This is a genomic window from Pseudomonas sp. ADAK13 (genome assembly GCF_012935715.1).
In the GTDB taxonomy this organism is placed as follows: Bacteria; Pseudomonadota; Gammaproteobacteria; order Pseudomonadales; family Pseudomonadaceae; genus Aquipseudomonas.
This window is the reverse complement of record NZ_CP052860.1, coordinates 1,566,068-1,588,808: the sequence shown is the minus strand read 5'-3', so window position 1 is coordinate 1,588,808 and position 22,741 is coordinate 1,566,068. Positions and strand designations below refer to the sequence as shown.

Here is a 22,741-nt window from a genome sequence, read left to right as displayed (position 1 = left end):
GTGGGAGCTGGCTTGCCTGCGATGCTGACGACTCGGTAGGGCTGATGCACCGAGGTGATGCCATCGCGGGCAAGCCTGGCTCCCACAGGGGACAGGGTCAACGTTTGATCTTCATGTGCTCCAGATTCTCGGTGATACCGCTTCTCGGCCCAACACCGCCGGGCGCAGCAGGCGCCACAGCGCGATCAGCCAGCCGCGGGCCAGCAGCGCTTCACTGGCCAGGCAGCGGGCCACCAGCAGGCCGGGCAGTTGGGTCAGGTCGCCGCGTACCGCGTGGGGCAGCGAGCGGCAGTGTTCGAGTAATTCACTGTCGATTTCACCGGTCACCAGCAAGGTCGCGAACACCGGTTGCCCGTCCAGCCCGATGGGCGATTCGAGCAAACCGTCGGCGCCCACAATGCGCTGGCGTTCATGCCAAATCAACTGGCCGTCGCGGCGGATATCCAGGTGTGACTGGAAGTGCCCGAGGTCGAAACGCTCGCCGCTGGCAGGGCGTCCGAGGGCGACCACGTCCCAGTAAAACAGCCGGGCATCGCCTTGCAGGTCGATGCGGGTGGTGAGTTCGGCCTGGGCCGCGCTGAACACGATGGTCTCCTGCGGCAGCCATTCCAGGGTGGCGCCGGCCTCAACCGTCAGCTCCAGCTTCTGGTAGGCCGGGCCGCCGGCGCGGTACCACTTGGCCGCGCCGGGGCTGGTCAATTGCGCCCAGGCACCTTCGGCCACATGCGCTGTGATATCGAGGCGATCACCGCCGGCAATCCCGCCCGGCGGGTGCACGATGATGTGCTGGCACACCTCGGGGCCCTCGGCGTACAGGTGCTTTTGCACCCGCAGCGGGCCGAGGTGGCGGCGCATCACCGGGCGTGTGGTGTCGCCGAAACGCGCGTAGCCGAGTTCCAGCTCGGCGTGCCAGCTGGGGGTGAACAGCGCGGTGGGGGCTGGTAGGGTCATGGTCAGTGCTTATCGTTAGGACGCTACAGATTAGATCGTAACGAGCCCGCGCACACCCTCGCTTTCCATATTTTCTCCACGCCCCTGCTGGACGATTTCGCCCCGGGACATCACCAGGTACTGGTCGGCCAGTTCAGCAGCAAAATCGTAGAACTGCTCCACCAGCAGAATTGCCATGTCACCGCGTGCCGCGAGTTTTTTGATCACCGCGCCGATCTCCTTGATCACCGACGGCTGGATGCCTTCGGTGGGCTCGTCGAGGATCAACAGGCGCGGGCGGCTGGCCAGGGCCCGGCCGATCGCCAGCTGCTGTTGTTGGCCACCGGACAAATCACCGCCACGGCGCTGCTTCATTTGCAGCAGCACCGGGAACAGCTCGTAGATGAACGCCGGCACTTCCCTGGCCTCGGCGCCGGGGAAACGGGACAGGCCCATCAGCAGGTTTTCTTCCACCGTCAGCCGGCCAAAAATCTCCCGGCCCTGAGGCACATAGGCGATCCCGGCGTGTACGCGCTGGTGCGGTTTGAAACCGGTAATGGCCTTGCCTTCCCAGTTCACCGCACCTTCCTTGGCGGGCAGCAAACCCATCAGGCACTTGAGCAAGGTGGTCTTGCCCACGCCGTTGCGGCCCAGCAGGCAGGTGACTTCGCCGACTTTCACCTCAAAGGAAAGCCCGCGCAGGATGTGGCTACCGCCGTAGTACTGGTGCAGCTTGTCGACTTGCAGCATGTTCAAAACCTCCTCAATTCCTTGTGGGAGCTGGCTTGCCTGCGATGCAGGCGACTCGGTGTATCAGTTGCACCGTGTCGATGCCATCGCAGGCAAGCCAGCTCCCACATAAAGCATCAGCGACCGAGGTAAACCTCGATCACCCGCTCATTTTCCTGCACCTGTTCCAGCGACCCTTCCGCCAGCACGCTGCCCTGGTGCAACACGGTCACGTGGTCGGCAATCGAACCGACAAACCCCATGTCGTGCTCCACCACCATCAGCGAATGCTTGCCTGCCAGGCGCTTGAACAGCTCGGCGGTGAATTCGGTTTCGGCGTCGGTCATGCCCGCCACCGGTTCGTCCAGCAGCAACAGTTGCGGGTCTTGCATCAGCAGCATGCCGATTTCCAGGAACTGCTTCTGGCCGTGGGACAGCAAGCCGGCGGGGCGATTGACCGAAGCGGTGAGGCGGATGGTGTCGAGCACTTCGCTGATGCGGTCTTTCTGTTCACCGCTCAGGCGCGCCCGCAGGCTGGCCCATACGGACTTGTCGGTCTTCTGCGCCAGTTCGAGGTTTTCGAACACGCTGAGGGCTTCGAACACCGTGGGTTTCTGGAACTTGCGCCCGATGCCGGCCTGGGCGATCTGCACTTCGCTCATGCTGGTCAGGTCAAGGGTTTCGCCGAACCAGGCCTTGCCGTGGCTGGGCCGGGTCTTGCCGGTGATCACGTCCATCAGCGTGGTCTTGCCCGCGCCGTTGGGGCCGATGATGCAGCGCAATTCGCCGACACCGATGTACAGGTTCAGGTCGTTCAACGCCTTGAAGCCGTCGAAGCTGACGCTGATGTCTTCCAGGGTCAGGATCGTGCCGTGGCGGGTGTTCAGGCCTTTGCCTGCCGCCTGGCCGAGGCCGATGGCATCGCGGGCACTGCCCTGGTCTTTGTTCGGTTCGAGGATGGGTTCGAGCATGAATTCGGCCGTCGCTGTGATTCTCATTGGTCGCCCCTTTTCTTCAGCAGGCCGATCACGCCCTTGGGCAAATACAGGGTGACGATGATGAACAGCGCACCGAGGAAGAACAGCCAGTACTCAGGAAAGGCCACGGTGAACCAGCTCTTCATGCCGTTGACCACACCGGCGCCCAGCAACGGGCCGATCAATGTTCCGCGACCACCGAGGGCCACCCACACAGCGGCTTCGATGGAGTTGGTTGGCGACATCTCGCTGGGGTTGATGATGCCCACTTGCGGCACATACAACGCCCCCGCCAAACCGCACAACACCGCGCTCAACACCCACACAAACAGCTTGAAGCCGCGTGGGTCGTAACCGCAGAACATCAGGCGGTTTTCCGCATCCCGCAGCGCGGTCAGCACCCGGCCGAACTTGCTCTGGGCCAGGCGCCAGCCGATGTACAGGCTCGCCACCAACAGCGCCACGGTGGCCACAAACAACGCCGCCCGGGTGCCCGGTTCGGTGATGCCAAACCCGAGGATGCTGCGGAAATTGGTAAAGCCGTTATTGCCGCCAAACCCGGTCTCGTTGCGAAAGAACAACAGCATCCCGGCAAACGTCAGGGCCTGGGTCATGATCGAGAAATACACGCCCTTGATCCGCGAGCGAAAGGCGAAGAAACCGAACACCAGCGCCAGCAATCCCGGCGCCAACACCACCAGGCACATGGCCCAGAGGAAGTGGCTGGTGCCGGTCCAGTACCACGGCAGTTCGGTCCACGACAAAAACGTCATGAACGCCGGCAATTCATCACCGGAGGCCTGGCGCATCAGGTACATGCCCATCGCGTAACCGCCCAGCGCAAAGAACAGGCCGTGGCCGAGGGACAACATCCCGGCATAACCCCACACCAAATCCAGCGCGAGGGCGACGATGGCGTAACACAGAATCTTGCCCACCAGCGTCAGGGTGTAGGCGGAAACGTGCAGCGGATTTTCCGGTGACAGCAGCGAGAACAATGGCAACGCCAGCAGCAGGATCAGCACCACTGCGCCGACCGCGACGGTCAACTTGGGGCCGGCCTTTTGCGCGGCTGTGAGCATCAATGGCTGGTTCATCAGTCGATCACCCGTCCTTTCAGTGCGAAGAGTCCCTGCGGGCGTTTCTGGATAAACAGAATGATCAGCGCGAGGATCAGGATCTTGCCGAGCACGGCACCGATCTGCGGTTCGAGAATCTTGTTGGCGATACCCAAGCCAAAGGCCGCCATGACGCTGCCGGCCAACTGGCCGACACCACCGAGCACCACCACCAGGAACGAGTCGATGATGTAGCTCTGGCCGAGGTCCGGGCCGACGTTGCCGATCTGGCTCAGGGCTACGCCGCCCAAGCCTGCGATGCCGGAGCCGAGGCCAAAGGCGAGCATGTCCACGCGCCCGGTGGGCACGCCGCAGCAGGCCGCCATGTTGCGGTTCTGGGTCACGGCCCGTACGTTTAGGCCCAGGCGTGTCTTGTTCAGCAGCAGCCAGGTCAGCACCACCACGAACAGCGCGAAGGCGATGATCACGATGCGGTTGTACGGCAGCACCAGGTTGGGCAACACCTGAATCCCGCCGGAGAGCCACTCCGGGTTGGCCACTTCAACGTTCTGCGCACCGAACACCAGGCGCACCAGCTGGATCAGCATCAGGCTGATGCCCCAGGTGGCGAGCAGGGTTTCCAGAGGGCGACCGTAGAGGTGACGAATCACCGTGCGCTCCAGGGCCATGCCGATGGCGGCGGTGACAAAAAACGCCACCGGCAGCGCGATCAGCGGGTAGAACTCGATGGCCTGGGGCATGTAGCGCTGCATCAGCAACTGCACCACGTAGGTGGAGTAGGCGCCGAGCATCAGCATTTCGCCATGGGCCATGTTGATCACCCCGAGCAGGCCGAACGTGATCGCCAGGCCGAGCGCGGCCAGCAGCAGGATCGAACCCAGGGACATGCCGCTGAAGGCCTGGCCGAGGATCTCGCCCACCATCAGCTTGCGCTTGACCTGGGCCAGGCTGGTTTCGGCGGCGGTGTGCACGGCGGCGTCGGCTTCGACGCCGGGGGCGAGCAAGGCTTCCAGGCGAGTGCGGGCCAGCGGGTCGCCGGTGCCACCGAGCAAGCGCACAGCGGCGAGGCGCACGGCCGGGTCGGCGTCCACCAATTGCAGGTTGGCCAGGGCGAGGCTCAGGGCCACGTGCACGTCGTCGTTGGTTTCGCCGGCGAGTTGCTGGTCGAGGAATTTCAGCTGCGCAGGTGTAGCGCTTTTTTGCAGGGTTTGCGCGGCGGCGAGGCGCACCTTGGGGTCGGCGGCGAGCAGTGCCTGGCTCGCTTGTACGTTGTCGATCAGGCCGCGCAGGCGGTTGTTCAGGCGCACGGTTTTGGCTTCACCGTTGACCGTGATCTGGCCTTGTTGCAGGGCGTCCACCAGCTCGATGCGTGCCGGGTCGGGCTGGGCGGCCCAGTCCTGGAGCAGCTTGGCTTGTTGCATCGGGTTGGCGGCAAGGAAGTCTTCGGCGTCGCTGGCGTGTGCGGCGAAGGGCAGCAACAGCAGGACGGCGAGGATGAAGCGGTGGAGGGCAGTGGGCATATTCTTGGGCCTTGCTCGAACAAATGTGGGAGCTGGCTTGCCTGCGATAGCGGTGCATCAGACATACCGAGGTGTCCGCATCGCAGGCAAGCCAGCTCCCACAGGGTTTGTGTCAGCTCTCAGGTGCCGACACCCCTTGGTTCAGTTGCTCTTGACGGCGTAATCCGGCTTCTTGTCATTGCCAGGGATATACGGGCTCCACGGCTGGGCACGGATCGGCTCCTGGGTCTGCCACACCACCGAGAACTGCCCGTCGGACTGGATCTCACCGATCATCACCGGCTTGTGCAGGTGGTGGTTGGTCTTGTCCATGGTCAGAGTGAAACCGGACGGCGCGGCAAAGGTCTGCCCGGCCATGGCTTCACGCACTTTGTCGACGTCGGTGGACTTGGCTTTCTCCACCGCCTGCGCCCACATATGGATGCCCACGTAGGTGGCTTCCATCGGGTCGTTGGTCACGGCTTTGTCCGCGCCCGGCAGGTTGTGGGCCTTGGCGTAGGCTTTCCAGTCGGCCACGAATTTCTTGTTCACCGGGTTCTCCACCGACTGGAAGTAGTTCCAGGCCGCGAGGTTGCCCACCAGTGGCTTGGTGTCGATGCCGCGCAGTTCTTCTTCGCCCACGGAGAAGGCGACGACCGGCACGTCGGTGGCTTTCAGGCCCTGGTTGGCCAGTTCTTTATAGAACGGTACGTTGGAGTCGCCGTTCACGGTGGAGATCACCGCGGTCTTGCCGCCGGCCGAGAATTTTTTGATGTTGGCCACGATGGTTTGGTAATCGCTGTGGCCGAACGGGGTGTAGACCTCTTCGATGTCTTTATCCGCTACGCCTTTGGAGTGCAGGAACGAACGCAAAATCTTGTTGGTGGTGCGCGGGTACACGTAGTCGGTGCCCAGCAGGAAGAAACGCTTGGCGCCGCCGCCTTCTTCGCTCATCAGGTATTCCACCGCCGGGATCGCCTGCTGGTTCGGCGCCGCACCGGTATAGAACACGTTGGGCGACATCTCTTCGCCTTCGTATTGCACCGGGTAGAACAGCAAGCCGTTGAGCTCTTCGAACACCGGCAGTACCGATTTGCGCGACACCGAGGTCCAGCAACCGAACACCACGGCGACCTTGTCCTGGGTCAGCAACTGCCGGCCTTTTTCAGCGAACAGCGGCCAGTTCGACGCGGGGTCGACTACTACCGGTTCGAGCATCTTGCCGTTCACACCACCCTTGGCGTTGATCTCGTCGATGGTCATCAGTGCCATGTCTTTCAGCGAGGTTTCGGAGATCGCCATGGTCCCGGACAGCGAGTGCAGGATGCCGACCTTGATGGTCTCGGCGGCCTGTACGGTCCAGGTCATGCCCATCGCGGCGATGGATGCCGACAGTGTGAAAGCCTTGATCAAGCTGCGACGCTTCATGGTGCGATCTCCAGGAACTCAATGTTGTTATGAGGGCGTTGCACAGGCTTTTGCAAAGGCTGTGCCGAGGGGGGAGATCGCCTGTTTATGAGGGTTTTGGGCGCCACTTTGTGGGGCGGCGCACCAAGTCGAAGCGTTGGGTGGTGGTCGTGCACGGCGGCGCACCCTAACGGTGCTGCACGCTAATTACCTACCGCTTGGGCACAGGCGGGTGTGGCGAGAATGCTAGCCAACTGAAAAGACACATCCGCCTGACAAGGAGTTTTTCATGGCTATCAGACTATCGCGGCAACAACGTGCGGCCGCTTCAAACCGGGGCGCCACACGCCTGCCTCCAGTGAGTCCGGCATTTTTAAAGGAAGAGGACGCGGCTTACTGGGCTCACCTGCAAATCGGCACGCGCCGGGAGCGCGAGTACGGCGGTGTGATCCTGCGGGATGCGACGGGTAAGTACTTTGCCACCGAACCGCTGCCCGGCGCCGACATGCAGTTCGATTTGCTCAAGGTCCTGGCGCTCAGCGCCGAAGGTTACTACCAGCAGCCCAAGGGCTACACCTGTGTGGCCAGCTACCATTCGCACCCGGCGCAACATGCCCTCATCCAGGCGCGGAATCCTTCATTTGATGCACGGATGGTGAAAGCCTTCCTGGGGTTTTTCTCGGGCTCGGATTTTACTCATGACGTTGATGATAGGGAGTTCTTCCCGGCCGCGTATCTCTCCGGCCCCGATGGCTCGCTGATTCGCTACGCGCCCAGCGGTTCGTATCAAGAGCACCGCTTCGCCCTGTGGATCCGGAGCGGAAAAAGACCGGGTAATCCCGTCGGGGTATACGGCTCATTCGATCAACTGGTGAAAAAAATCTCTACGCTGGGCGAACTCAGCCTGATCGTGCCGACCGCCTTGTGGGGCGGCGACGCAGGCAAAGTACCGGCGGACTGGGTGGTGTTCGAGCCCTTCACCTCCAAGGCGCTGACGCCACCGCTCTGCACCTCGATATTCACCCGTGCTGAAGACGCGGTGAAGGCCGCACAGGTTGAATCGGCGGTTAACTCATTTGGTTTTGTCCTCAAGCAGGCAGGTGAGGAGCGCTACGTCGCGACCTTTCCCAGCGCACAGAGCCAGCCGTCGTTCTCACCCACTGGGGTTTTTCCGAAGAAGGCCGACAACGAGTGGGCGTTACCCGCCAACCATGGCATTGAGGCCATCTACGTTCGTGCCTCCCCTTCGGAAACCGAAGTCAGCGCCAGGGAAGGCTGGTTGTATTCCACCTTTGTGACCCCGGCGCAGATGATGTCCGCCATCAACCAGGCGCGTGCGACCCGGATCAATCAGGAGCCGGGCCTTGGGCTGGGGCTTTACGCGCAGGTCGCAGATGGCGCACTGCTCAAGATCAAGGTGCCACATGCCAGTGCGGCGGGCGATCTGGTCAACCAGAGCCCTGACGGCGTACTCGACGACAATGGCGCCCAGGCGGCGCTGGCGGACGGTACCCTGAGCCCGAGGGACTATGTGCGTCGAGTAATTGCCGTCACCGAGTTGTCAGTGGTGCAGCCAGGCGCACTGTGGCGCGATGTGGGGCCGGTGGATACACGCTCCGCGTTGCTGACCTCGTTGCACGCCATGAGTTGGAACGGCTCATTTCTCTCGGCCACCGATGCGGCGGTGTACGCCCATGAACAGGTCGGCAATCGTCGGGACCGTTACTACGGCGGTTATATTCTCAAGGGTGAAGACGGGCGTTTTATCGCCACCCGGCCAGTGGAAAGCCCGACCAATCCGTTTGACGGCACACTGTTTTTCCCGGTGGATGCCCAGGGCCCGCTGATTCCTCCGCCGAACTATGAGTTGCACGGGCGTTACGGCTCCCATCCAGCACTGTCGATGGTAGACCCTGCCTGGGTCGAGCAGCGTCGCTGGTCGCGAGAAGAGGCGTTGATCAATCTGCAGGTGTTTTCCCCCGAGGAAGCACGCTCGGTCATCGCATCGCGGCAAACGGCTTATCTGTCGGGTGGGCAAGACGTGTTGTTGTCCTATACACCCGGCAGCACCTCCAGAATTGAGCCGTTCGCCATCGACGCGGTCAAGCCAGCCCAGTGGGTTGCCCGGCTGGCTGAAAGCGGCGATTTGAGAGTGATCGACGGCAATCCTTTATGGGGGCCACGCGCGAAGGTTCAGCGCAATTGGCTGCCACATTTCAACTACGCTCGCCGACTCGGCCCGCCCGACTACACCACTTACGGGGCGGTATTTACCACGGCCGATCTGGCTGCGCGAAATCTGCATGCGCGGGTGCATGGGCGCAACCTGGCGTCACAGGACTGTTTTGCGTTTGTGCTCAAACACGAGGACAAGCAGCAGTTCATTGCCACTGAGGTGGTGTGTATTGATGGGGTTAACACCCTGTTCAAACTCAATAGTCTGTTTGCCGCGACCGGCGGCGGTGACTACCGGTTTCCCAATGGCTTTGTGCTGCACAGCCTGTTTCGCTCGCAACAATGGAAGCCAACGGGCTTGAACGCGGCAATCGACTGGCTGACGGCTTATTTCGTGAGGCCGAATGTGCTGTACGTCGCGCTCTACGACTCGGTGCGCAGGGGCCGCAAATACAACAACGGCAGCAACCTGCCGGTGTACTTTTCCAACCTTGAGGGCGCGCTGCTGCGGTACGTACCGTCACCCATTACCATCGGCAGTGGTGGGCCGGTGGACGCCGAATTTGAAGAGAGCGAGGCATTGCTGGCGTCTGGTCAGACACCGGTACTGGACTTTGTCAGGACCTGGGCGCAACGCGGGCAGCTTCATGTGGTGCGCACCAGCCCATGTTGGGACAAATTGGGGGCGGTGAGTGGTGCCTGGTCGGGCTACGAGAACATCATGCGACGGCGCTTGAGCCCGGCGTTTGCCAGCCCCGATGATGCTGTGCGCCATGTCGCGGCGCTGGTCGGTGAGGGCCGTCGTCGTATCTACGGCGGGGTGGTCCTCAGGTTGCGCAATGGTTTGTTTGCGGCGACCGAGCCGTTGGCGGTGCCTCCACGGGGCTTCACCATCGACTGGATTTACCCTGGGCAAATCGTTACCAAGGGCCTTTATCCGACGGGCAGTACGATCGTCGCGCGATACTCATCGCTGGTGGAACAGGAGGTGCCGATCCTGTTGTCAGCCACCGAAAAAGCCATCTACACCGGCATGATCCCCACGGCGGTGTTGTCGACCTTGTTGCACCGCGAGGCGCACATCAAGCGTGAATATGTCTTGGGTTTTCACGGTTCTATCCTCAGTTACCAGCTGTCGAATTCCGCCCTTGAAGAGGCCCTCAAAAACAGGCTGGCGGCGCGCAACCTGGTCCGGGGGGACTACGCAGACAACCAGGTCGAACAGCAGATTCGTGAAGGCACACTGCGGCCGTTGGACTTTGTGACTCAGGTCGCGAAGGCGGGCAGCTTGCGCGTGATTGAGGGCAGTGTGTTGTGGGGGCCTGCACGTCCGGTCAGGGAGGCGTTCATTGCCAATATCTTTCCCACGCCGCCGCTGTTGATCCGTGCAACCCAGGCCGACCCGCCCTGCAGCCCGATATTTACCCGTGCCTTCGATGCGGTGCGTCATGTTCAACTGCTGTACAAACCGACTGCCCAACTGGCGTTTGGTTACGTACTCAAGGCAATCAAGCAGCCGCTGTACATGGCCACCTTGCCACTGGTGAGGGACAGTTACGCCCGGCTTGCACAAGTGTTTGTCGGCGGCCAGTTGCCCCAGGGGTACCGCATCGAGGGTTTGTACTTGTGCGCCCACAACGAGGCGATCAGCGAACCTGGTGATGACATGGTCTACAGCTTCTTCGGGCCGCAGGAGATCGCCAATGCACTGAACTTCGTCAAGAACTCGGCCAACGGGCGTGTGCCCCCGCTGTATCTGCTCTGTGCCGACGGTGCATTGCTCAGCTATCAGCTGACGGCAACGGATGCGGTATACGGTTTGGTCAATGAGGCGCACAGCGTCAGTACGCGGCTGCTCGAAGGTTCCATGCGCGTGCAGGACTACGTTCTGGACCTGGCCACCAAGGGCGACCTGTATATCCGGTTGACGAGCCGGATTTGGGGTCGCCAGGAACCGGTCTCCGCGCAATGGCATTCCGAGAGGAAACCACACAGCTTCAGCGACAATCCGCATCTCCATTCATTTTGCGGCCCGCTGTTTACCCATGCCGATGATGCGGCCCGGTCTGCCCGGGATCGCGTGGGACCTTTCTCGGGGAAAGACTATCTGGGCGCCGTTCTGGTGCCTCCCCTGACACCCGGCTATGTCGCGCTCGACCCGGTGCAAGACGTGAATGTAGTCGACGAGAACCGCCCGACCCTGGACCTGTTGTTCTGGAGCGATCACGCAGGGCTGTACCTGCCCCCCTCGCATTCGCTTCATCCGTACGTGATCGCCGCAGTGCAGGCGTTCTACAAAGTCATCCCGTCGACATCAAGCAAAGCGGCAATCGACCAGAGCCTGCTGGACAATTTCGTCGCCGTTCAGGATTTGCGACGCTATGTAGCAGTGCTGCAGCGTAATTCGCCGGGGGGCGAAAGTTGCTATCTGACATGCCGGGGAGGCGCGTTGCTCAAATACATCCCGAGCTTTTCGACCCAGGAGATTGCGCTGCTGCAACCCAGCTTGCCGCCGTCTCCCAGCGAGTTGGTCGGGCGCCTGAGGGTGTTCGGCAACCTCTCCGTGCTCGACACCGACGCGTTCTGGACCCATCGTGGCGCGGTGGGTGAGCAGTGGCAAGCCGACGAGCTGCAAGGGTCGGGCGAAGATGACATGGAGTTTGGGCGGGATCGAGATGAGCTTTGAAGGCTGCGCCGGTGTTTAACGCTTGCGCATCAAACCGATAAAAAACAGCCCGCCGATGGCCGCCGTGGCCACGCCGATGGGCAGGTCTTCCGGGGCGATCATCGTGCGGGCGGCCACATCGACCCACACCAGGAACACGCTGCCCAGCAGCACGCACACCGGCAATAGCCGGCGGTGCTCGGCGCCCACAAGACGCCGGGCAATGTGCGGCACCATCAGCCCGACAAAGCCGATGGAGCCGCTGATGGACACCAGCACGCCGGTCATCAGCGAGGCGATCAAAAACACCTTGAGCCGCACGTTGCGCGCGTTCAGGCCCAGGGTCACGGCGGTCTGTTCACCGGCCATCAGCGCGTTCAACGGACGCGCCATGCCCAGCAGCAACACCAGCCCCAGCAACACCGTAGCGAAGGGAATTGCCAGCAACTCCCAGCGCGCCAGGCCGAGGCCGCCGAGCATCCAGAACATCACCGCCGACGCCGCGCGATGGTCACCCATGAACAGCAGCAGGTTGGCCACCGCCATCATCACGAACGACACCGCCACACCGCACAAAAGCAACCGGTCGCTCTCCAGCCGACCGTTGCGACTGGCCACCGCCAGCACCACGATCATGCTCAACAAGGCACCGATAAACGCCGCGATAGGCAGGGTGAGCAAACCGATCACTTCGCCCACATGCAGCACTACAATCACCGCGCCCAGGGTGGCGCCGGAGGTCACGCCCAGCAGGTGCGGGTCCGCCAGCGGGTTGCGTGTGACGGCCTGCAACACCGCACCAATCAACGCCAGCCCGGCGCCGACCAAGGCCCCGAGCAACATGCGCGGCACGCGGATCAGCCACACGATGTGTTCCTGCCCTGCGCTCCAGTCCACCTCGCCAAGGCCGAAGGCTTTGTGCAGCAAAATTCGCCACACCACGTCCACCGGCACCCGCGCCGAGCCGAACCCCAGCGAGACCACGCACGAGATCAGCAACAACGCGCCAAGGGCACTCAGCAGCAGGGCGTAGCGACGGGTGATCATTCGCCGTGGAACCCCTTGGCCAGGGTTTCAACCGCCAGCACGTTGTCGATGCCCGGCGTGGCCTGCACGTAGGGAATCACGATAAAGCGTTGGTTCTTGATGGCGTCCACCGATTGCAGGGCCGGGTTGTTCAGCAGGAACTGCTCTTTTTGGTCCGCGGTGATTTCGCTGTAGTCGACGATCACGATGACCTGCGGGTTGCGCTCCACCACGGTTTCCCAGTTGACGCGGGTCCAGCTGGCGTCCACGTCGTCGAGGATATTGCGCCCACCGGCGGCGTCGATCAGCGCCTGGGGCATGCCCAGGCGGCCGGAGGTCATGGCGCGGTCTTCACCGCTGTCGTAGAGGAATACCCGAGGCTTTTCGGCCGGCAGGGTTTTCTGCACGTCGGCGACCTGCGCCTGCATCTGCGCGATCAGTGCGTTGGCGCGGTCCTGTACGTCGAAGATTTTGCCCAGGTTGCGCAGGTCGTTGTAGGTGTCTTCCAGGGTGGCGGCCGGGCGCTTCATCACGAAGGCGCAGGACTCGGTCAGCTCATAGACGTTGATGCCCAGCGGCTGCAGGGTTTGCGGGGTGAGGTCGCCACCGACGCGCATGCCGTAGTCCCAGCCGGCGAAGAAGAAGTCGACGTTGGCATTCAGCAGGGTTTCCACCGACGGGTATTTGCTCGCCAGTTCCGGCAGGCCGTCGAGGATCTGCGCCATTTCCGGGGTCACCGACTTCCAGCCGGTGACGCCGCTGTAGCCGGCCATGTGCGACTTGAGGCCCAGGGCGAGCATCATCTGGGTCATGTTGATGTCGTGGCTGACCGCGTGTTTCGGCGCCTCGGCGAAGCTCACTTCGCGGTTGCAACTCTGGATTTTCAGCGGGTAACGGGTCGCTTCGGCGAACGCCTGGGAAGTGCCGAGCAGCAAAGCGAGAGACAGCAGGGAGCGCAGGATCATGGTTGGGTTATCCAGGTAATTCGGGGGTAGCCGGACAAGGGGTGGGTGTCGATCAATGCTTCAACGCCGAACACCTCGCGCAGCAGTTCGGCGGTCAGCACTGCGTGAGGCGTGCCGCTGGCGACGATGCGCCCGTGGTTGATCACGTACAGGCGATCACAGAACGCGGCGGCCAGGTTCAGGTCGTGGATGCTGGCGAGGGTGCCGATGTTCAGGCGCTTGACCAGTTGCAGCAATTGCAGTTGGTAGCGCGGGTCGAGGTGGTTGGTCGGTTCGTCGAGGATCAGCAGTTGCGGTTGCTGGGCCAGGGCGCGGGCGAGGATCACCCGCTGCTTTTCACCGCCCGAGAGGGTGGCGAAGGCGTGGTCTTCAAAGCCCAGCAGGCCGACGTTATCCAGGGCCTGGCGGATCAGGTTGCGGTCTTCAACCGTGTCGCTGTCGAACAGGCCCTTGTGAGGTGTGCGGCCCATGGCGACCACTTCATCCACCCGCAGGCCGAACGCGTCGGGAAACTCCTGGAGCACCACGGCGATACGTTGCGCGCACCACTTCGAGGATTGCTTCCACACGTTCTGGTGTTCCAGCAGCACCTCACCCTCGGCCGGTTTGCTGAACCGATAGGCGCAACGCAGCAGGCTGGTCTTGCCGCTGCCGTTGGGGCCGATCAGCCCGACAAATTCACCGGCGCTCACGTGCAGGCTGGCGTCACGCAGTTGGAACTGGTGATGACAGTGCTCGTGGCCTGGTGGGGTCCAGGCGAGGTCGGTGAGATTGAGTGAGGTCATGCCGTTCTCATTAGAAAGTGTAGTCCGCCGTCACAAAGAACGACCTGGGCTCGCCAAGAATCCATTGCTGGCCGTCATTGTATTGGCTGACGGCGTAGGTGCGGTCGAACAGGTTATTCAATTGCAGGCCCAATGTCGTGTTGCGCATGGCTTTCCATGACACGGTGGCGTCCACCACGGTGTAGCTCGGCACTTCGCTGGTGTTGGCGGTGTTGGCGAAACGCGCGTCGACATAACGCACGCCGGCACCCGCGCGGATGTCGTCGGTCACCGCTTTGCTCAGCCACAGGTTGGCGGTGCGGCGCGGCACGTCGGTGGGGCGGTTGCCGTCGCGGGACACGGCCTGGCCGTTGACCACTTCGGAGAAGTCGTCGTACTGCGCCCGCACGATGGCGGCGTTGGCTTGCAACTGCCAGGCGTTTGGCAGCTGCAGGTCGAGGCTGGCTTCCAGGCCGTTGGAGGATTGCTGGCCCACTTGTTCTTTCAAGTCGGTGCCGGGAATGCTGACCAACAATTTCTTTTTGACGATGTGGTAGGCCGCCAGGGTCCATTCGCCGCGAGAGTCCCAGAACGCCTGCTTGAGGCCGATCTCGGTCTGCTTGGCGGTGGACAGGCCGAAATTCTGCTGGCTCGGGCTCAGGGTGATCAGGCTGCCGACGCCGTCGGTGCTGGTGGCGTACTGGCCGTACACCGAGGTGTCCGGGGTGATGGCGTAGACCAGGCCGGCTTTCCAGTTGTTGCCGGTGAGGGTTTTGTTGGAGTCGTTGTGATCCTGTGTCAGGTCTTCACGATCAATGTGCAGGTAATCGCGGCGCACACCGGTGATCAGCGACAGTTTATCGGTCAGTTGCAGGCGGTTTTCGGCGAAGGCCGCCAACTGCCTGGTGGTGCTCACGGACTGCGGAATGAACGGGTCGGCACTTTCAAACGGCTGCGGCACCGGGTGCAGAATGTCCACTGGCTGGCCGGCATTCGTGACGTCATCGAACGGCGAGTTGCTGGCCAGGCGGAAGCGAATGCGGTTGTACTCGACGCCTGTCACGGTCTGGCTGTCGAGGCCGAACAGGGTGTGCTTGAAGGTAAAGGTCTGGCGGTCGCCGACCTGTTCCTGATTGTGCTTGATGCCCAGGTAGCTCTGGCGTACCAGGCCGCCGTCGACAGCGTTGTAGCTCTCGGCGTTCTGCCAGCGGCGCTGGTTTTTCAGGTACGACAGTTCGTTGGTGGCCGTGACGTTATCGTTGATCTGCCACTCGCTGGTCAGGCGCGTCCACTGGTCGTTGTAGTGCTGGATATCGTTGCTGACGTTGTAGTTCTTGTCCCGCAGGCCCTTGTGCAACTGGCCGTTGATCAATGGCGTGCCGTAGTCGTTTTGCGGGGTCTGGTCGCCGTAGTCAGTGGCCAGGGTGAAGCTCAGGTTGTCGGCCGCCTGCCAGCGCAGGGCTCCGCTGACGAAGTCGCTGCCGGAGTCGCCACGGTCGATGAAACCGTTGCTGCGCAGGCGGTTGATGTTCAGGCGGTAGCTCAGGGTGTCGGTCAGCGAGCCGCCGCTGTCGAGGGCTTGTTGCTGGCGATCATAAGAACCGTAGCCCAGGCGGATATGGTTTTCGATGTCGCCTTCGAAGGGCTTCTTCGGGATCGTGTTGATCACCGCCCCGGTGGCGCCCTGGCCATACATCACCGAGGCCGGGCCGCGCAGCACGTCCACACGCTCCACGGACCAGGTGTCGACCGGGAAGGTGGACGTGCCCGCGCCATCGAACATGCGGGCGCCGTCGTACAGTTGCAGCACCGAACTCTGGCCGGTAAAACCGCGCGCCGACAATGAGGTGCCGCCGTCGCCCGGGGTGCCGGTGCGGCTGATGCCGGTGGCGCGGGAAATGGCGTCCTGCACCGTGGCATCGCCCCGTGCGCGAATCTGCTCGCCGGTCTGGCTTTCAACGCTGCCAGGGGTTTGCAGGGCTGTAAGGTTCAGGCGCGAACCTGCGGTGGTCGGGGTGTTCAGGTCGACGCGCTCGTCATCGACCGCCGGCGCGGAGACGGCACTGGCGGGAAGAGTCAGGGCCTGGGCGCTGTTTTGCAGGGCGAGCAGGCACAGGCCGGACGCAAGGTACTTGTTCATCGGACGATAAATCGCTTCTTCGAGGCGGTACTCGCCGCAGGGCGCGGCGAGTCGGGAAATACACTAAGTGTTATAATGTAACACTTTGCATGGCGTGGGCGAAAGCCCGCGCAAGACTACATAACGCCTCTAAGCAGGGCATCTCGCCTGCTTCATGCTGAACCTGAGGCAGATTCACGTTGGCCAAACACGCGTGAAAGCACTAGCCGGTCCAACGCCCAGACCACGATCAACGAGGCGCCCACCAGCGGAAAGACAATCGCCAGCCCGAGCATGATCACCATCGCGGTTTTCCATTTCGGCAGGTCGTGCCGCAACGGCGGAACGCCCAGCCCGCCCTGTGGACGACGCTTCCACCAGATCACCACACCGCTGACGGCACTGAGCAGGATCATCAGGCAAATCAGCAGCACGATGATCTGGTTGACCGGCCCGAACATCTTGCCTTCATGCAGCATCACGCCCATTTCGGTGGCGCGGGCCACACCGTTGTACTGCTCCCAGCGCACATCGGCGAGGATCTTGCCGGTGTATTGATCCACATGCAGGGTGGCGTCGTTGCGCGGGTCGTTGGCGAACACCGCGACAGTGAATACGCCTTCGGCGGTGGTGGGGAAGGTGATGCTGTAGCCGGGCTCGACCTTGCGCGACTGAGCGAGGTCTACCACCTGTTGCAGGCGGATGCCCGGGGCCGCGGGGCCGTGGCTCATGCCGGCGTGGTTCATGTGCTCGGCGTGGTCGCCGGACATCGGCATCGGCGTGTTTTCCATGGCCCACGGCACGGTCTGTTGGCTCGCCGTGTTGAGGCTGCGGGCCTGTTGGTCGGACTGGGGAACGTTGTTCCACATCGCCGCCGGAAATTTATTCCACAGCTCGGCGTATTGCTTGCCCCAGAAGCCGGTCCAGGTCATGCCGCTGAGCAGCATCACCAGCAGAAAGGCCGCACCCCAGAAGCCCGCGACCGCGTGCAAATCGCGCCAGAACAAACGGCCGCGACTGCCCAGCCGGGGCCACAGAATGCCCGCCGCCGACGTGCCTCGCGGCCACCACAGATACAGCCCCGAAATCACCAGCATCACGCCCCAGCCGGCGGCGAGTTCCACCAGGCGATCGCCGACGGTGCCGATCATCAATTCGCCATGCAACGCACGGGCGATGGCTTGCAGATTGTTCTTCGCGTCTTGCTCACCGAGTACGGTGCCGCGATACGGGTCGACGAATACGGTCACTTCGTGCCCGTCGTTGCGCATCACGAATTGCGCGCTGCTGGTGGCGTCGGCAGGCGGCAGGTATTTGCTGATCTTGCCTTGTGGGTAGGCGGCCTGGGCGCGTTGCAGTTGCTCGTCCGCACTCAATGCGTGCTCGGCGCTTTGCACGGTCAGCAGGTGGCCGTACATCAGCGGGTCGAGCTGGGGTTTGAACAGGTAGATGATGCCGGTCAGGGCCAGCAGCACCATGAACGGCGCGACAAACAGCCCGGCGTAGAAATGCCAGCGCCAGGCCAGGTTGTAGAAGGAAATCTTTGGTGGGTTCATCAGGGTGTGCTCCGCAAAGGCTTGGAATTTTGTGTTATCGAGGCCGCCATCGCGGGCAAGCCCGCTCCCACAGGGGAATGCATTTCAACTGTGGGAGCCGGCTTGCCTGCGACGCTCTTAGAAACTCATGTCCACCTTGGTCCAGAGCGTGCGCCCCGGTTCCTTGATGGCTTGCGGGTCATTGGCCGGGTAGCCGAACCCGGCATTGCCGGCCAGGTTCAAGTGCTCGGCGTACGCCTTGCCGAACAGGTTGTCGACGCCCGTGCTGACCTTGAAGTTTTTGTTGATGCGATACGCCGCGTTCAGCGAGAACACGCCAAACCCCGAGCTCTTGTCGAAGTCCTTGCCGACCACGTTGCCCTTGTTCTGGTCGATGCGGTTTTGCGCCGCGACCACCCGCCACAAGGCACCGGCGCTCCAGTCGTCCTGGTTGTAGGTGAGCCCGAAGCGTGCATCCAGTGGCGGGATTTGCGGCAGCGGTTTGCCGTCGCTGGTGTTCTTGCCCCAGGCGTAGGCGAAGGTGGCGTCGGCTTTCCAGTGTGAGGTCAGCTTGTACGCTGCACCCAATTCACCGCCCATGATTCGCGCATCCACATTGCGCGCCTGGGAGGTGGTGCCCATCATTCCCGGCTGGTAGTCGAACAGGATGAAGTCCCGCACCTGGCCGACGTAGCCCGAGGCCCAGGCGTCGAGGTCGGCGGACTTGTATTGCAGGCCGAAATCCAGCTGGGTGGTTTTCTCGGGCTTCACGCCGTCGAAGGCATTCACCGCTCCGGCTGCCCCGGTGTCGGGGGAAAACAGTTCCCAGTAATCCGGGAAACGCTCCGAGTGCCCAAGCCCTGCGTACAGGGTAGTGGGGCTGTCGGCCAGGTCGTGCTCATAGCGCACAAAGCCCGATGGCAGCGTATCGGCGCGGGTGTTGCCGGCAGTGGGGTTGGGGCTGCTCATCATCCCGGAGCCAATGGTTTGCCGGAAATCCTTGGCCGAGGCGCGGTCGACGCGGGCGCCGGTGATCAGGCGGTCGTGGTCGGCGGCGTACCAGGTCAGTTCGCCGAACACGCCGTAGTTGTGGAAGTTGGCGTCCTTGCTGCGGGGCAGGTCCTTGTAGGTGTCGATGCCCATGGCGCTGCGTTCGCGGTGCTCGTTGGTTTGCGCATCCAGGCCGCTGATCAACTGCACATCGGCCCAGCGCCAGGTGGCCTTGATGCGGGCGCCGAGGGTGCGGCGGTCGACGTTGGCCGCCATGGGCCCGGCCATCATCCCGGTGCCCGACGGGACGCGCAGGGTGTAGTTGTCCATCACGTGGTCGGCGTAGTTGTAGTAGACCTGCGCCTCGACCTTGTCCAGCACCTCGCCGATGTTGGATTTCTCGAAGCGCAGGCCGAGGCTTTCGCGCAAGAACTGCGAACCGTCCATGCCACGCCCGGCGTAGCGGGCTTCGCCATCGCCACGGCCGGCGGTGAGTTCCAGCAGGGTGTCGGCGTCCGGGGTCCAGCCTACGGCCACGTCGCCGTTCCACTTGTCGTAGCGCGAGGCGACGGTGTCGTTGTTGCCGTCCTTGTAGTCATCGGCGTGGGCCTGGTTGCCGATCACCCGCACATACCCCAACGGCCCGCCGGCGGCCGCATCGACGACTTTATCGAAGCGCCCGTTGGAGCCCGCCAGGATGCTCGCGTTGACCCGCGTACCCAGCTCGCCGAACTGCTCGGGCTCGCGCTCGAACAGGATCGTGCCCGCCGAAGCGCCCGGGCCCCAGAGCACGGTTTGCGGGCCCTTGATCACCGTCAGCTTGTCGTAGGTTTCCGGCGAGATGTAGGAGGTGGGTGCGTCCATCCGCCCCGGACACGCACCGAGCATCATGCTGCCGTTGGTGAGGATATTCAGGCGCGAGCCGAACATGCCCCGAAGCACCGGGTCGCCATTGGTGCCGCCGTTGCGCACCAGGGCGAAGCCGGGGATGGTCTTGAGGTAGTCGCCGCCGTCGCTGGCGGGCACCGGTTGGCGCGGGTCCTTGGGGTTGGTGACGACGGTCAGGGGGGAGCTGGGGGCGATCGCAGTGATCACCGTCGGGCTCAGTTCATTGTGGTCGGCGTGCTCGTCGGCATGGGCCTGTGGAACCAGCAGCGCGCCGCATAGAACGGCGAACACGGGAGTGCATCCCAAACGGGTGTCAGCAGAAAACCTGGACATGAAAAATTCCATCATTCATTCGTAAACAACACGGCCAGCAGCCTGCGGCTATCTGTCTAAAGTCGGCCGGGGTGAAGTAACGGTGTGAAGTGCCTACGCGATGATGGGCGGGGCTCGGCTGCGGGCGCCGGGGAACACGGTTTGCCGGGCATGGCCCAGGCGTGGGGCGGGGGTGAGGGCATTGGCGGGCGGCGGGCTGCCGAGGGTGACAAACGACACGCTGCCAGGCAGCGCCGGGCAACTGAAGAGCAGGCTGCAATAGCCGCACTTTTCCCAAAGCACGTGGTGCTCGTCGGGGGCCTTGTGGTGGTCGGTGGCAGGCTTTTCATCGCCATGACAGCTCGGGGCGTCCATGGACATTGCCATCGACATACCGGCGTGATGATCCATCGGCATCGCTTGGGAAATCAGCGGACCGATAAAGATCATCAGCATGGCGAACAGGCTGATCCAGCTGCCGCGCATAAGGCTCATTGGCTTACGGCGGTGTGGGGACAACCTGGCGCGTGGGGCGCCCACGAAGGTTTATCTACTGGGCGTGCATGTGCTCGTGACTGGCCATGGGCGGTTGCTTCTGCACCGACACTTCCACCTTCACGGGTCCTGCTTTCTCGAAGTTCAGGGTCAGCGGGAAATGCTGGCCGTCGCGCAATACGCTGCGGTCCTTCAGGTCCAGCAGCATCACGTGGTAGGCCATGGGCGCGAACGTCAGGTCACCTTTGGCCGGCACCGCGACGCTGGCCACCTGCTGCATCTTCATCAGATCGCCCTGCATCACATGCTCATGCAGCTCGGCCTTGGCGGCCACGGGCGTGTCGACGCTGAGCAGGCGATCCGCATGCTCGCCCTGGTTATGAATCACGAAATACGCCGCGACGGTCGGCGCATTGGGCGGCAGTTCCTGGGACCAGGGTTCGCTGACCACCAGTTCGCCGACCTTGAAGTCTTCGGCATTGGCAGCAGCACACACCGGCAGCAACAACGCAGCCAGAAGCAGGGAAGATTTAAGCATGGCAGTTCTCCAGAACGGTTCTAAACGCAGTTCACTTGCGAAGAAATCAGACCGTTGGAGAGGCGCGGGGGTTAAGGCTCGGCCATTGCTGGCGCGGGGCAGGGGATTGCAATGACGGCGGTGGCAGGTCTTGCACCGCGTCGAATCGTGCGAAATACAGCGTGGGCGAATGCCCCGGCAGCGCCACTAATGGCGCCGGGCCGGAGCAGCACCAGCAATGCTGCATGGTGGAGTGATCGTCCTGCTGCGGTGCTGGAATTTCCAGCTTGCCCAGGGTAATGGCCGTCAGCTTGGTGGCATTGGAGGAGCAGAAACTGCCCCACAGCAATTGCTTGACCGGGTCGTCCGCCTGCTGCATCGCACTCGCCAGCGGCATGGCAAACGCATTGAACAGCACTGCAAGGCAGGCTATCCAGGCAATTGCAAAGCGTTGACGGGCCATGGCGGACAATCCGTAGGGTTAATCGATCAGGTGGGTATTTAGCCTGATCGTGGGGGATAAGTAAAAAGGGGCGGTGTGGTTTGGTGTCGCAGTGCTGTCAATCAGCCGTGGCGTGCAGCTTCAGGCCGAGCGCTTTCATAACCTTCATGATAGTTGCGAACTCGGGATTGCCAGTGCTGGAGAGGGCTTTATATAAACTTTCGCGTCCGAGGCCGGCGTCGCGGGCTACTTGAGTCATTCCTTGGGCGCGAGCGATGTTGTTGAGGGCTGAACGAATAAGCAGTCCGTCACCGGTATCCTCCTCGAAGCACGCTTCAAGATACTCGGCCATATCTTCAGGAGTCTTGAGGTGCTCCGCTATGTCGAAGTCTGTAAATTCAGTCATGGCTTACTCCTTTTTTTCAAAGTCTGCTGCAATTTGCTTAGCGCGCTGGATATCGCGTTTCTGCGTTGATTTATCGCCGCCTATCAACAACAGGTAAACCACCTCCTCTCTACGAGTGAAATAAACCCGGTATCCAGGGCCGTAGTGGATGCGCATTTCCGAAACGCCATTTCCTACTGTTTCACAGTCTCCGAAGTTACCTGATTGTGCGTTATCCAACCTTGCCAGTACGCGTGCACGGGCCGGTTTATTGTTTAACGAATCAAGCCACTCCAGGAAATGCTCGGATTTCTTGAAGTGAATCATCTTTGATCGTATTCCTTGGGATACAGAATGACAAGTCACGATGCGCCGCAAAAGCAGTGCATCCCCATCGCAGACTCTGGTGCAAAACTGCGAGAGGGGAGCTTAGGGCGAGGGCTTTTGGCTGAACCAGCCGGCTGGTTCGGAGGGGGTTGTAAGGCGAATCGGTTTTTAAAGCGGGGTTGTCAAAAGGACGTCGATGATTGAGGCGTTTTCCTACGAGGTCATTGCACCTTGCGATACCGGCGACTCGGTCTTCCTGCTGGTTTGAGGTGATGCTATCGCAGGCAAGCCAGCTCCCACAGTTTGGATTGTGCCCGATTCGAATGTGGCGGCCTTCCACAGAAATTTCCGACAGCGATTGGCGGTTGTCCTTGGGAAACTCAATCTCTAGTCTCCGTACACCGCTGCAAACTCAGCGGGCGGGCGTCGCGGCCCGGATCCCTATAGGCGCTAAGCGCCATCGTCTGCTTTCAGTTGGCGCTTTTTTATCGTCTACTGTGCGGCGCTATGGCGGC

The 22,741-nt window shown here is 62.2% G+C and carries 18 protein-coding genes; 1 reads left to right on the top strand and 17 read right to left on the bottom strand.

What is annotated here, in order from left to right; translation table 11 throughout:
- Positions 1 to 111: 111 nt before the first annotated feature.
- The 6 genes from HKK54_RS07565 to urtA all read right to left on the bottom strand — a co-directional run bounded on the left by HKK54_RS07565 (position 112) and on the right by urtA (position 6,642).
- Complete coding sequence (locus tag HKK54_RS07565) at positions 112 to 951, bottom strand: urease accessory protein UreD (RefSeq protein ID WP_010173961.1); 840 nt, start codon at positions 949 to 951, stop codon at positions 112 to 114.
- Between the two features lie 30 nt (positions 952 to 981).
- Positions 982 to 1,680 carry an urea ABC transporter ATP-binding subunit UrtE gene (gene urtE / locus HKK54_RS07560; RefSeq protein WP_010173963.1) on the bottom strand — a complete coding sequence of 233 codons (699 nt, stop codon included), beginning with the start codon at positions 1,678 to 1,680 and terminating at the stop codon, positions 982 to 984.
- A 116-nt stretch (positions 1,681 to 1,796) separates the two neighbouring features.
- Positions 1,797 to 2,657, bottom strand: a complete 861-nt coding sequence (gene urtD / locus HKK54_RS07555) for an urea ABC transporter ATP-binding protein UrtD (RefSeq protein ID WP_003217378.1) — start codon at positions 2,655 to 2,657, stop codon at positions 1,797 to 1,799.
- Positions 2,654 to 3,733 carry an urea ABC transporter permease subunit UrtC gene (gene urtC / locus HKK54_RS07550; protein WP_169386489.1) on the bottom strand — a complete coding sequence of 360 codons (1,080 nt, stop codon included), beginning with the start codon at positions 3,731 to 3,733 and terminating at the stop codon, positions 2,654 to 2,656. The genes urtD and urtC overlap by 4 nt, the downstream gene beginning before the upstream one ends.
- Positions 3,733 to 5,235 (bottom strand): urea ABC transporter permease subunit UrtB, encoded by a 1,503-nt coding sequence (urtB, locus tag HKK54_RS07545; RefSeq protein WP_169386488.1) that lies wholly within the window; start codon positions 5,233 to 5,235, stop codon positions 3,733 to 3,735. The genes urtC and urtB overlap by 1 nt, the downstream gene beginning before the upstream one ends.
- 141 nt (positions 5,236 to 5,376) lie before the next feature.
- Positions 5,377 to 6,642 (bottom strand): urea ABC transporter substrate-binding protein, encoded by a 1,266-nt coding sequence (gene urtA / locus HKK54_RS07540; protein ID WP_003217372.1) that lies wholly within the window; start codon positions 6,640 to 6,642, stop codon positions 5,377 to 5,379.
- A gap of 268 nt (positions 6,643 to 6,910) precedes the next feature.
- On the opposite strand from urtA, the gene HKK54_RS07535 reads away from it, so the two are divergent.
- Positions 6,911 to 11,482: a DUF4329 domain-containing protein gene (locus HKK54_RS07535; protein ID WP_169386487.1), complete on the top strand. Its 4,572-nt coding sequence runs from the start codon at positions 6,911 to 6,913 to the stop codon at positions 11,480 to 11,482.
- Positions 11,483 to 11,497: 15 nt separating this feature from the next.
- Here HKK54_RS07535 and HKK54_RS07530 read toward each other — a convergent pair whose 3' ends face one another.
- The 11 genes from HKK54_RS07530 to HKK54_RS07480 form a co-directional block, all read right to left on the bottom strand.
- Positions 11,498 to 12,508 carry a FecCD family ABC transporter permease gene (locus HKK54_RS07530; RefSeq protein WP_010173972.1) on the bottom strand — a complete coding sequence of 337 codons (1,011 nt, stop codon included), beginning with the start codon at positions 12,506 to 12,508 and terminating at the stop codon, positions 11,498 to 11,500.
- The gene (locus HKK54_RS07525) at positions 12,505 to 13,452 is read right to left on the bottom strand and encodes an ABC transporter substrate-binding protein (protein WP_010173975.1); all 948 of its coding nucleotides are present in this window, start codon (positions 13,450 to 13,452) and stop codon (positions 12,505 to 12,507) included. The genes HKK54_RS07530 and HKK54_RS07525 overlap by 4 nt, the downstream gene beginning before the upstream one ends.
- Positions 13,449 to 14,237, bottom strand: a complete 789-nt coding sequence (locus HKK54_RS07520) for an ABC transporter ATP-binding protein (protein ID WP_010173977.1) — start codon at positions 14,235 to 14,237, stop codon at positions 13,449 to 13,451. Before HKK54_RS07520 ends, HKK54_RS07525 begins: the two co-directional genes overlap by 4 nt.
- Positions 14,238 to 14,247: 10 nt before the next feature.
- The gene (locus HKK54_RS07515; RefSeq protein ID WP_169386486.1) at positions 14,248 to 16,356 is read right to left on the bottom strand and encodes a TonB-dependent receptor; all 2,109 of its coding nucleotides are present in this window, start codon (positions 16,354 to 16,356) and stop codon (positions 14,248 to 14,250) included.
- Positions 16,357 to 16,508: 152 nt separating this feature from the next.
- A complete protein-coding gene (locus HKK54_RS07510; RefSeq protein WP_169386485.1) occupies positions 16,509 to 17,891 on the bottom strand; it encodes a PepSY-associated TM helix domain-containing protein in 1,383 nt (460 codons plus the stop codon).
- Between the two features lie 117 nt (positions 17,892 to 18,008).
- Positions 18,009 to 20,081: a TonB-dependent copper receptor gene (locus HKK54_RS07505; RefSeq protein WP_169386484.1), complete on the bottom strand. Its 2,073-nt coding sequence runs from the start codon at positions 20,079 to 20,081 to the stop codon at positions 18,009 to 18,011.
- Between the two features lie 93 nt (positions 20,082 to 20,174).
- A complete protein-coding gene (locus HKK54_RS07500; protein ID WP_169386483.1) occupies positions 20,175 to 20,546 on the bottom strand; it encodes a DUF2946 domain-containing protein in 372 nt (123 codons plus the stop codon).
- Between the two features lie 64 nt (positions 20,547 to 20,610).
- The gene (locus tag HKK54_RS07495) at positions 20,611 to 21,093 is read right to left on the bottom strand and encodes a copper chaperone PCu(A)C (RefSeq protein ID WP_010173988.1); all 483 of its coding nucleotides are present in this window, start codon (positions 21,091 to 21,093) and stop codon (positions 20,611 to 20,613) included.
- A 46-nt stretch (positions 21,094 to 21,139) separates the two neighbouring features.
- Complete coding sequence (locus tag HKK54_RS07490) at positions 21,140 to 21,535, bottom strand: DUF2946 domain-containing protein (RefSeq protein WP_169386482.1); 396 nt, start codon at positions 21,533 to 21,535, stop codon at positions 21,140 to 21,142.
- A 97-nt stretch (positions 21,536 to 21,632) separates the two neighbouring features.
- Positions 21,633 to 21,920: an addiction module antidote protein gene (locus HKK54_RS07485; protein ID WP_010173992.1), complete on the bottom strand. Its 288-nt coding sequence runs from the start codon at positions 21,918 to 21,920 to the stop codon at positions 21,633 to 21,635.
- A 3-nt stretch (positions 21,921 to 21,923) separates the two neighbouring features.
- Positions 21,924 to 22,226, bottom strand: coding sequence for a type II toxin-antitoxin system RelE/ParE family toxin (locus tag HKK54_RS07480; RefSeq protein ID WP_010173995.1), 303 nt, complete (start codon positions 22,224 to 22,226; stop codon positions 21,924 to 21,926).
- Positions 22,227 to 22,741 lie beyond the last annotated feature (515 nt).

Excerpts from the sequence above, each read along its gene's own strand:
- HKK54_RS07520 (WP_010173977.1), bottom strand. The coding sequence starts at position 14,237 with ATGACCTCACTCAATCTCACCGACCTCGCCTGGACCCCACCAGGCCAC.
- urtB (WP_169386488.1), bottom strand. The coding sequence starts at position 5,235 with ATGCCCACTGCCCTCCACCGCTTCATCCTCGCCGTCCTGCTGTTGCTG.
- urtD (WP_003217378.1), bottom strand. The coding sequence starts at position 2,657 with ATGAGAATCACAGCGACGGCCGAATTCATGCTCGAACCCATCCTCGAA.
- HKK54_RS07485 (WP_010173992.1), bottom strand. The coding sequence starts at position 21,920 with ATGACTGAATTTACAGACTTCGACATAGCGGAGCACCTCAAGACTCCT.
- HKK54_RS07525 (WP_010173975.1), bottom strand. The coding sequence starts at position 13,452 with ATGATCCTGCGCTCCCTGCTGTCTCTCGCTTTGCTGCTCGGCACTTCC.
- HKK54_RS07510 (WP_169386485.1), bottom strand. The coding sequence starts at position 17,891 with ATGAACCCACCAAAGATTTCCTTCTACAACCTGGCCTGGCGCTGGCAT.
- HKK54_RS07565 (WP_010173961.1), bottom strand. The coding sequence starts at position 951 with ATGACCCTACCAGCCCCCACCGCGCTGTTCACCCCCAGCTGGCACGCC.
- urtC (WP_169386489.1), bottom strand. The coding sequence starts at position 3,733 with ATGAACCAGCCATTGATGCTCACAGCCGCGCAAAAGGCCGGCCCCAAG.
- HKK54_RS07530 (WP_010173972.1), bottom strand. The coding sequence starts at position 12,508 with ATGATCACCCGTCGCTACGCCCTGCTGCTGAGTGCCCTTGGCGCGTTG.
- HKK54_RS07490 (WP_169386482.1), bottom strand. The coding sequence starts at position 21,535 with ATGGCCCGTCAACGCTTTGCAATTGCCTGGATAGCCTGCCTTGCAGTG.
- urtA (WP_003217372.1), bottom strand. The coding sequence starts at position 6,642 with ATGAAGCGTCGCAGCTTGATCAAGGCTTTCACACTGTCGGCATCCATC.
- HKK54_RS07535 (WP_169386487.1), top strand. The coding sequence starts at position 6,911 with ATGGCTATCAGACTATCGCGGCAACAACGTGCGGCCGCTTCAAACCGG.
- HKK54_RS07480 (WP_010173995.1), bottom strand. The coding sequence starts at position 22,226 with ATGATTCACTTCAAGAAATCCGAGCATTTCCTGGAGTGGCTTGATTCG.
- HKK54_RS07495 (WP_010173988.1), bottom strand. The coding sequence starts at position 21,093 with ATGCTTAAATCTTCCCTGCTTCTGGCTGCGTTGTTGCTGCCGGTGTGT.
- HKK54_RS07505 (WP_169386484.1), bottom strand. The coding sequence starts at position 20,081 with ATGTCCAGGTTTTCTGCTGACACCCGTTTGGGATGCACTCCCGTGTTC.
- HKK54_RS07515 (WP_169386486.1), bottom strand. The coding sequence starts at position 16,356 with ATGAACAAGTACCTTGCGTCCGGCCTGTGCCTGCTCGCCCTGCAAAAC.
- urtE (WP_010173963.1), bottom strand. The coding sequence starts at position 1,680 with ATGCTGCAAGTCGACAAGCTGCACCAGTACTACGGCGGTAGCCACATC.
- HKK54_RS07500 (WP_169386483.1), bottom strand. The coding sequence starts at position 20,546 with ATGCGCGGCAGCTGGATCAGCCTGTTCGCCATGCTGATGATCTTTATC.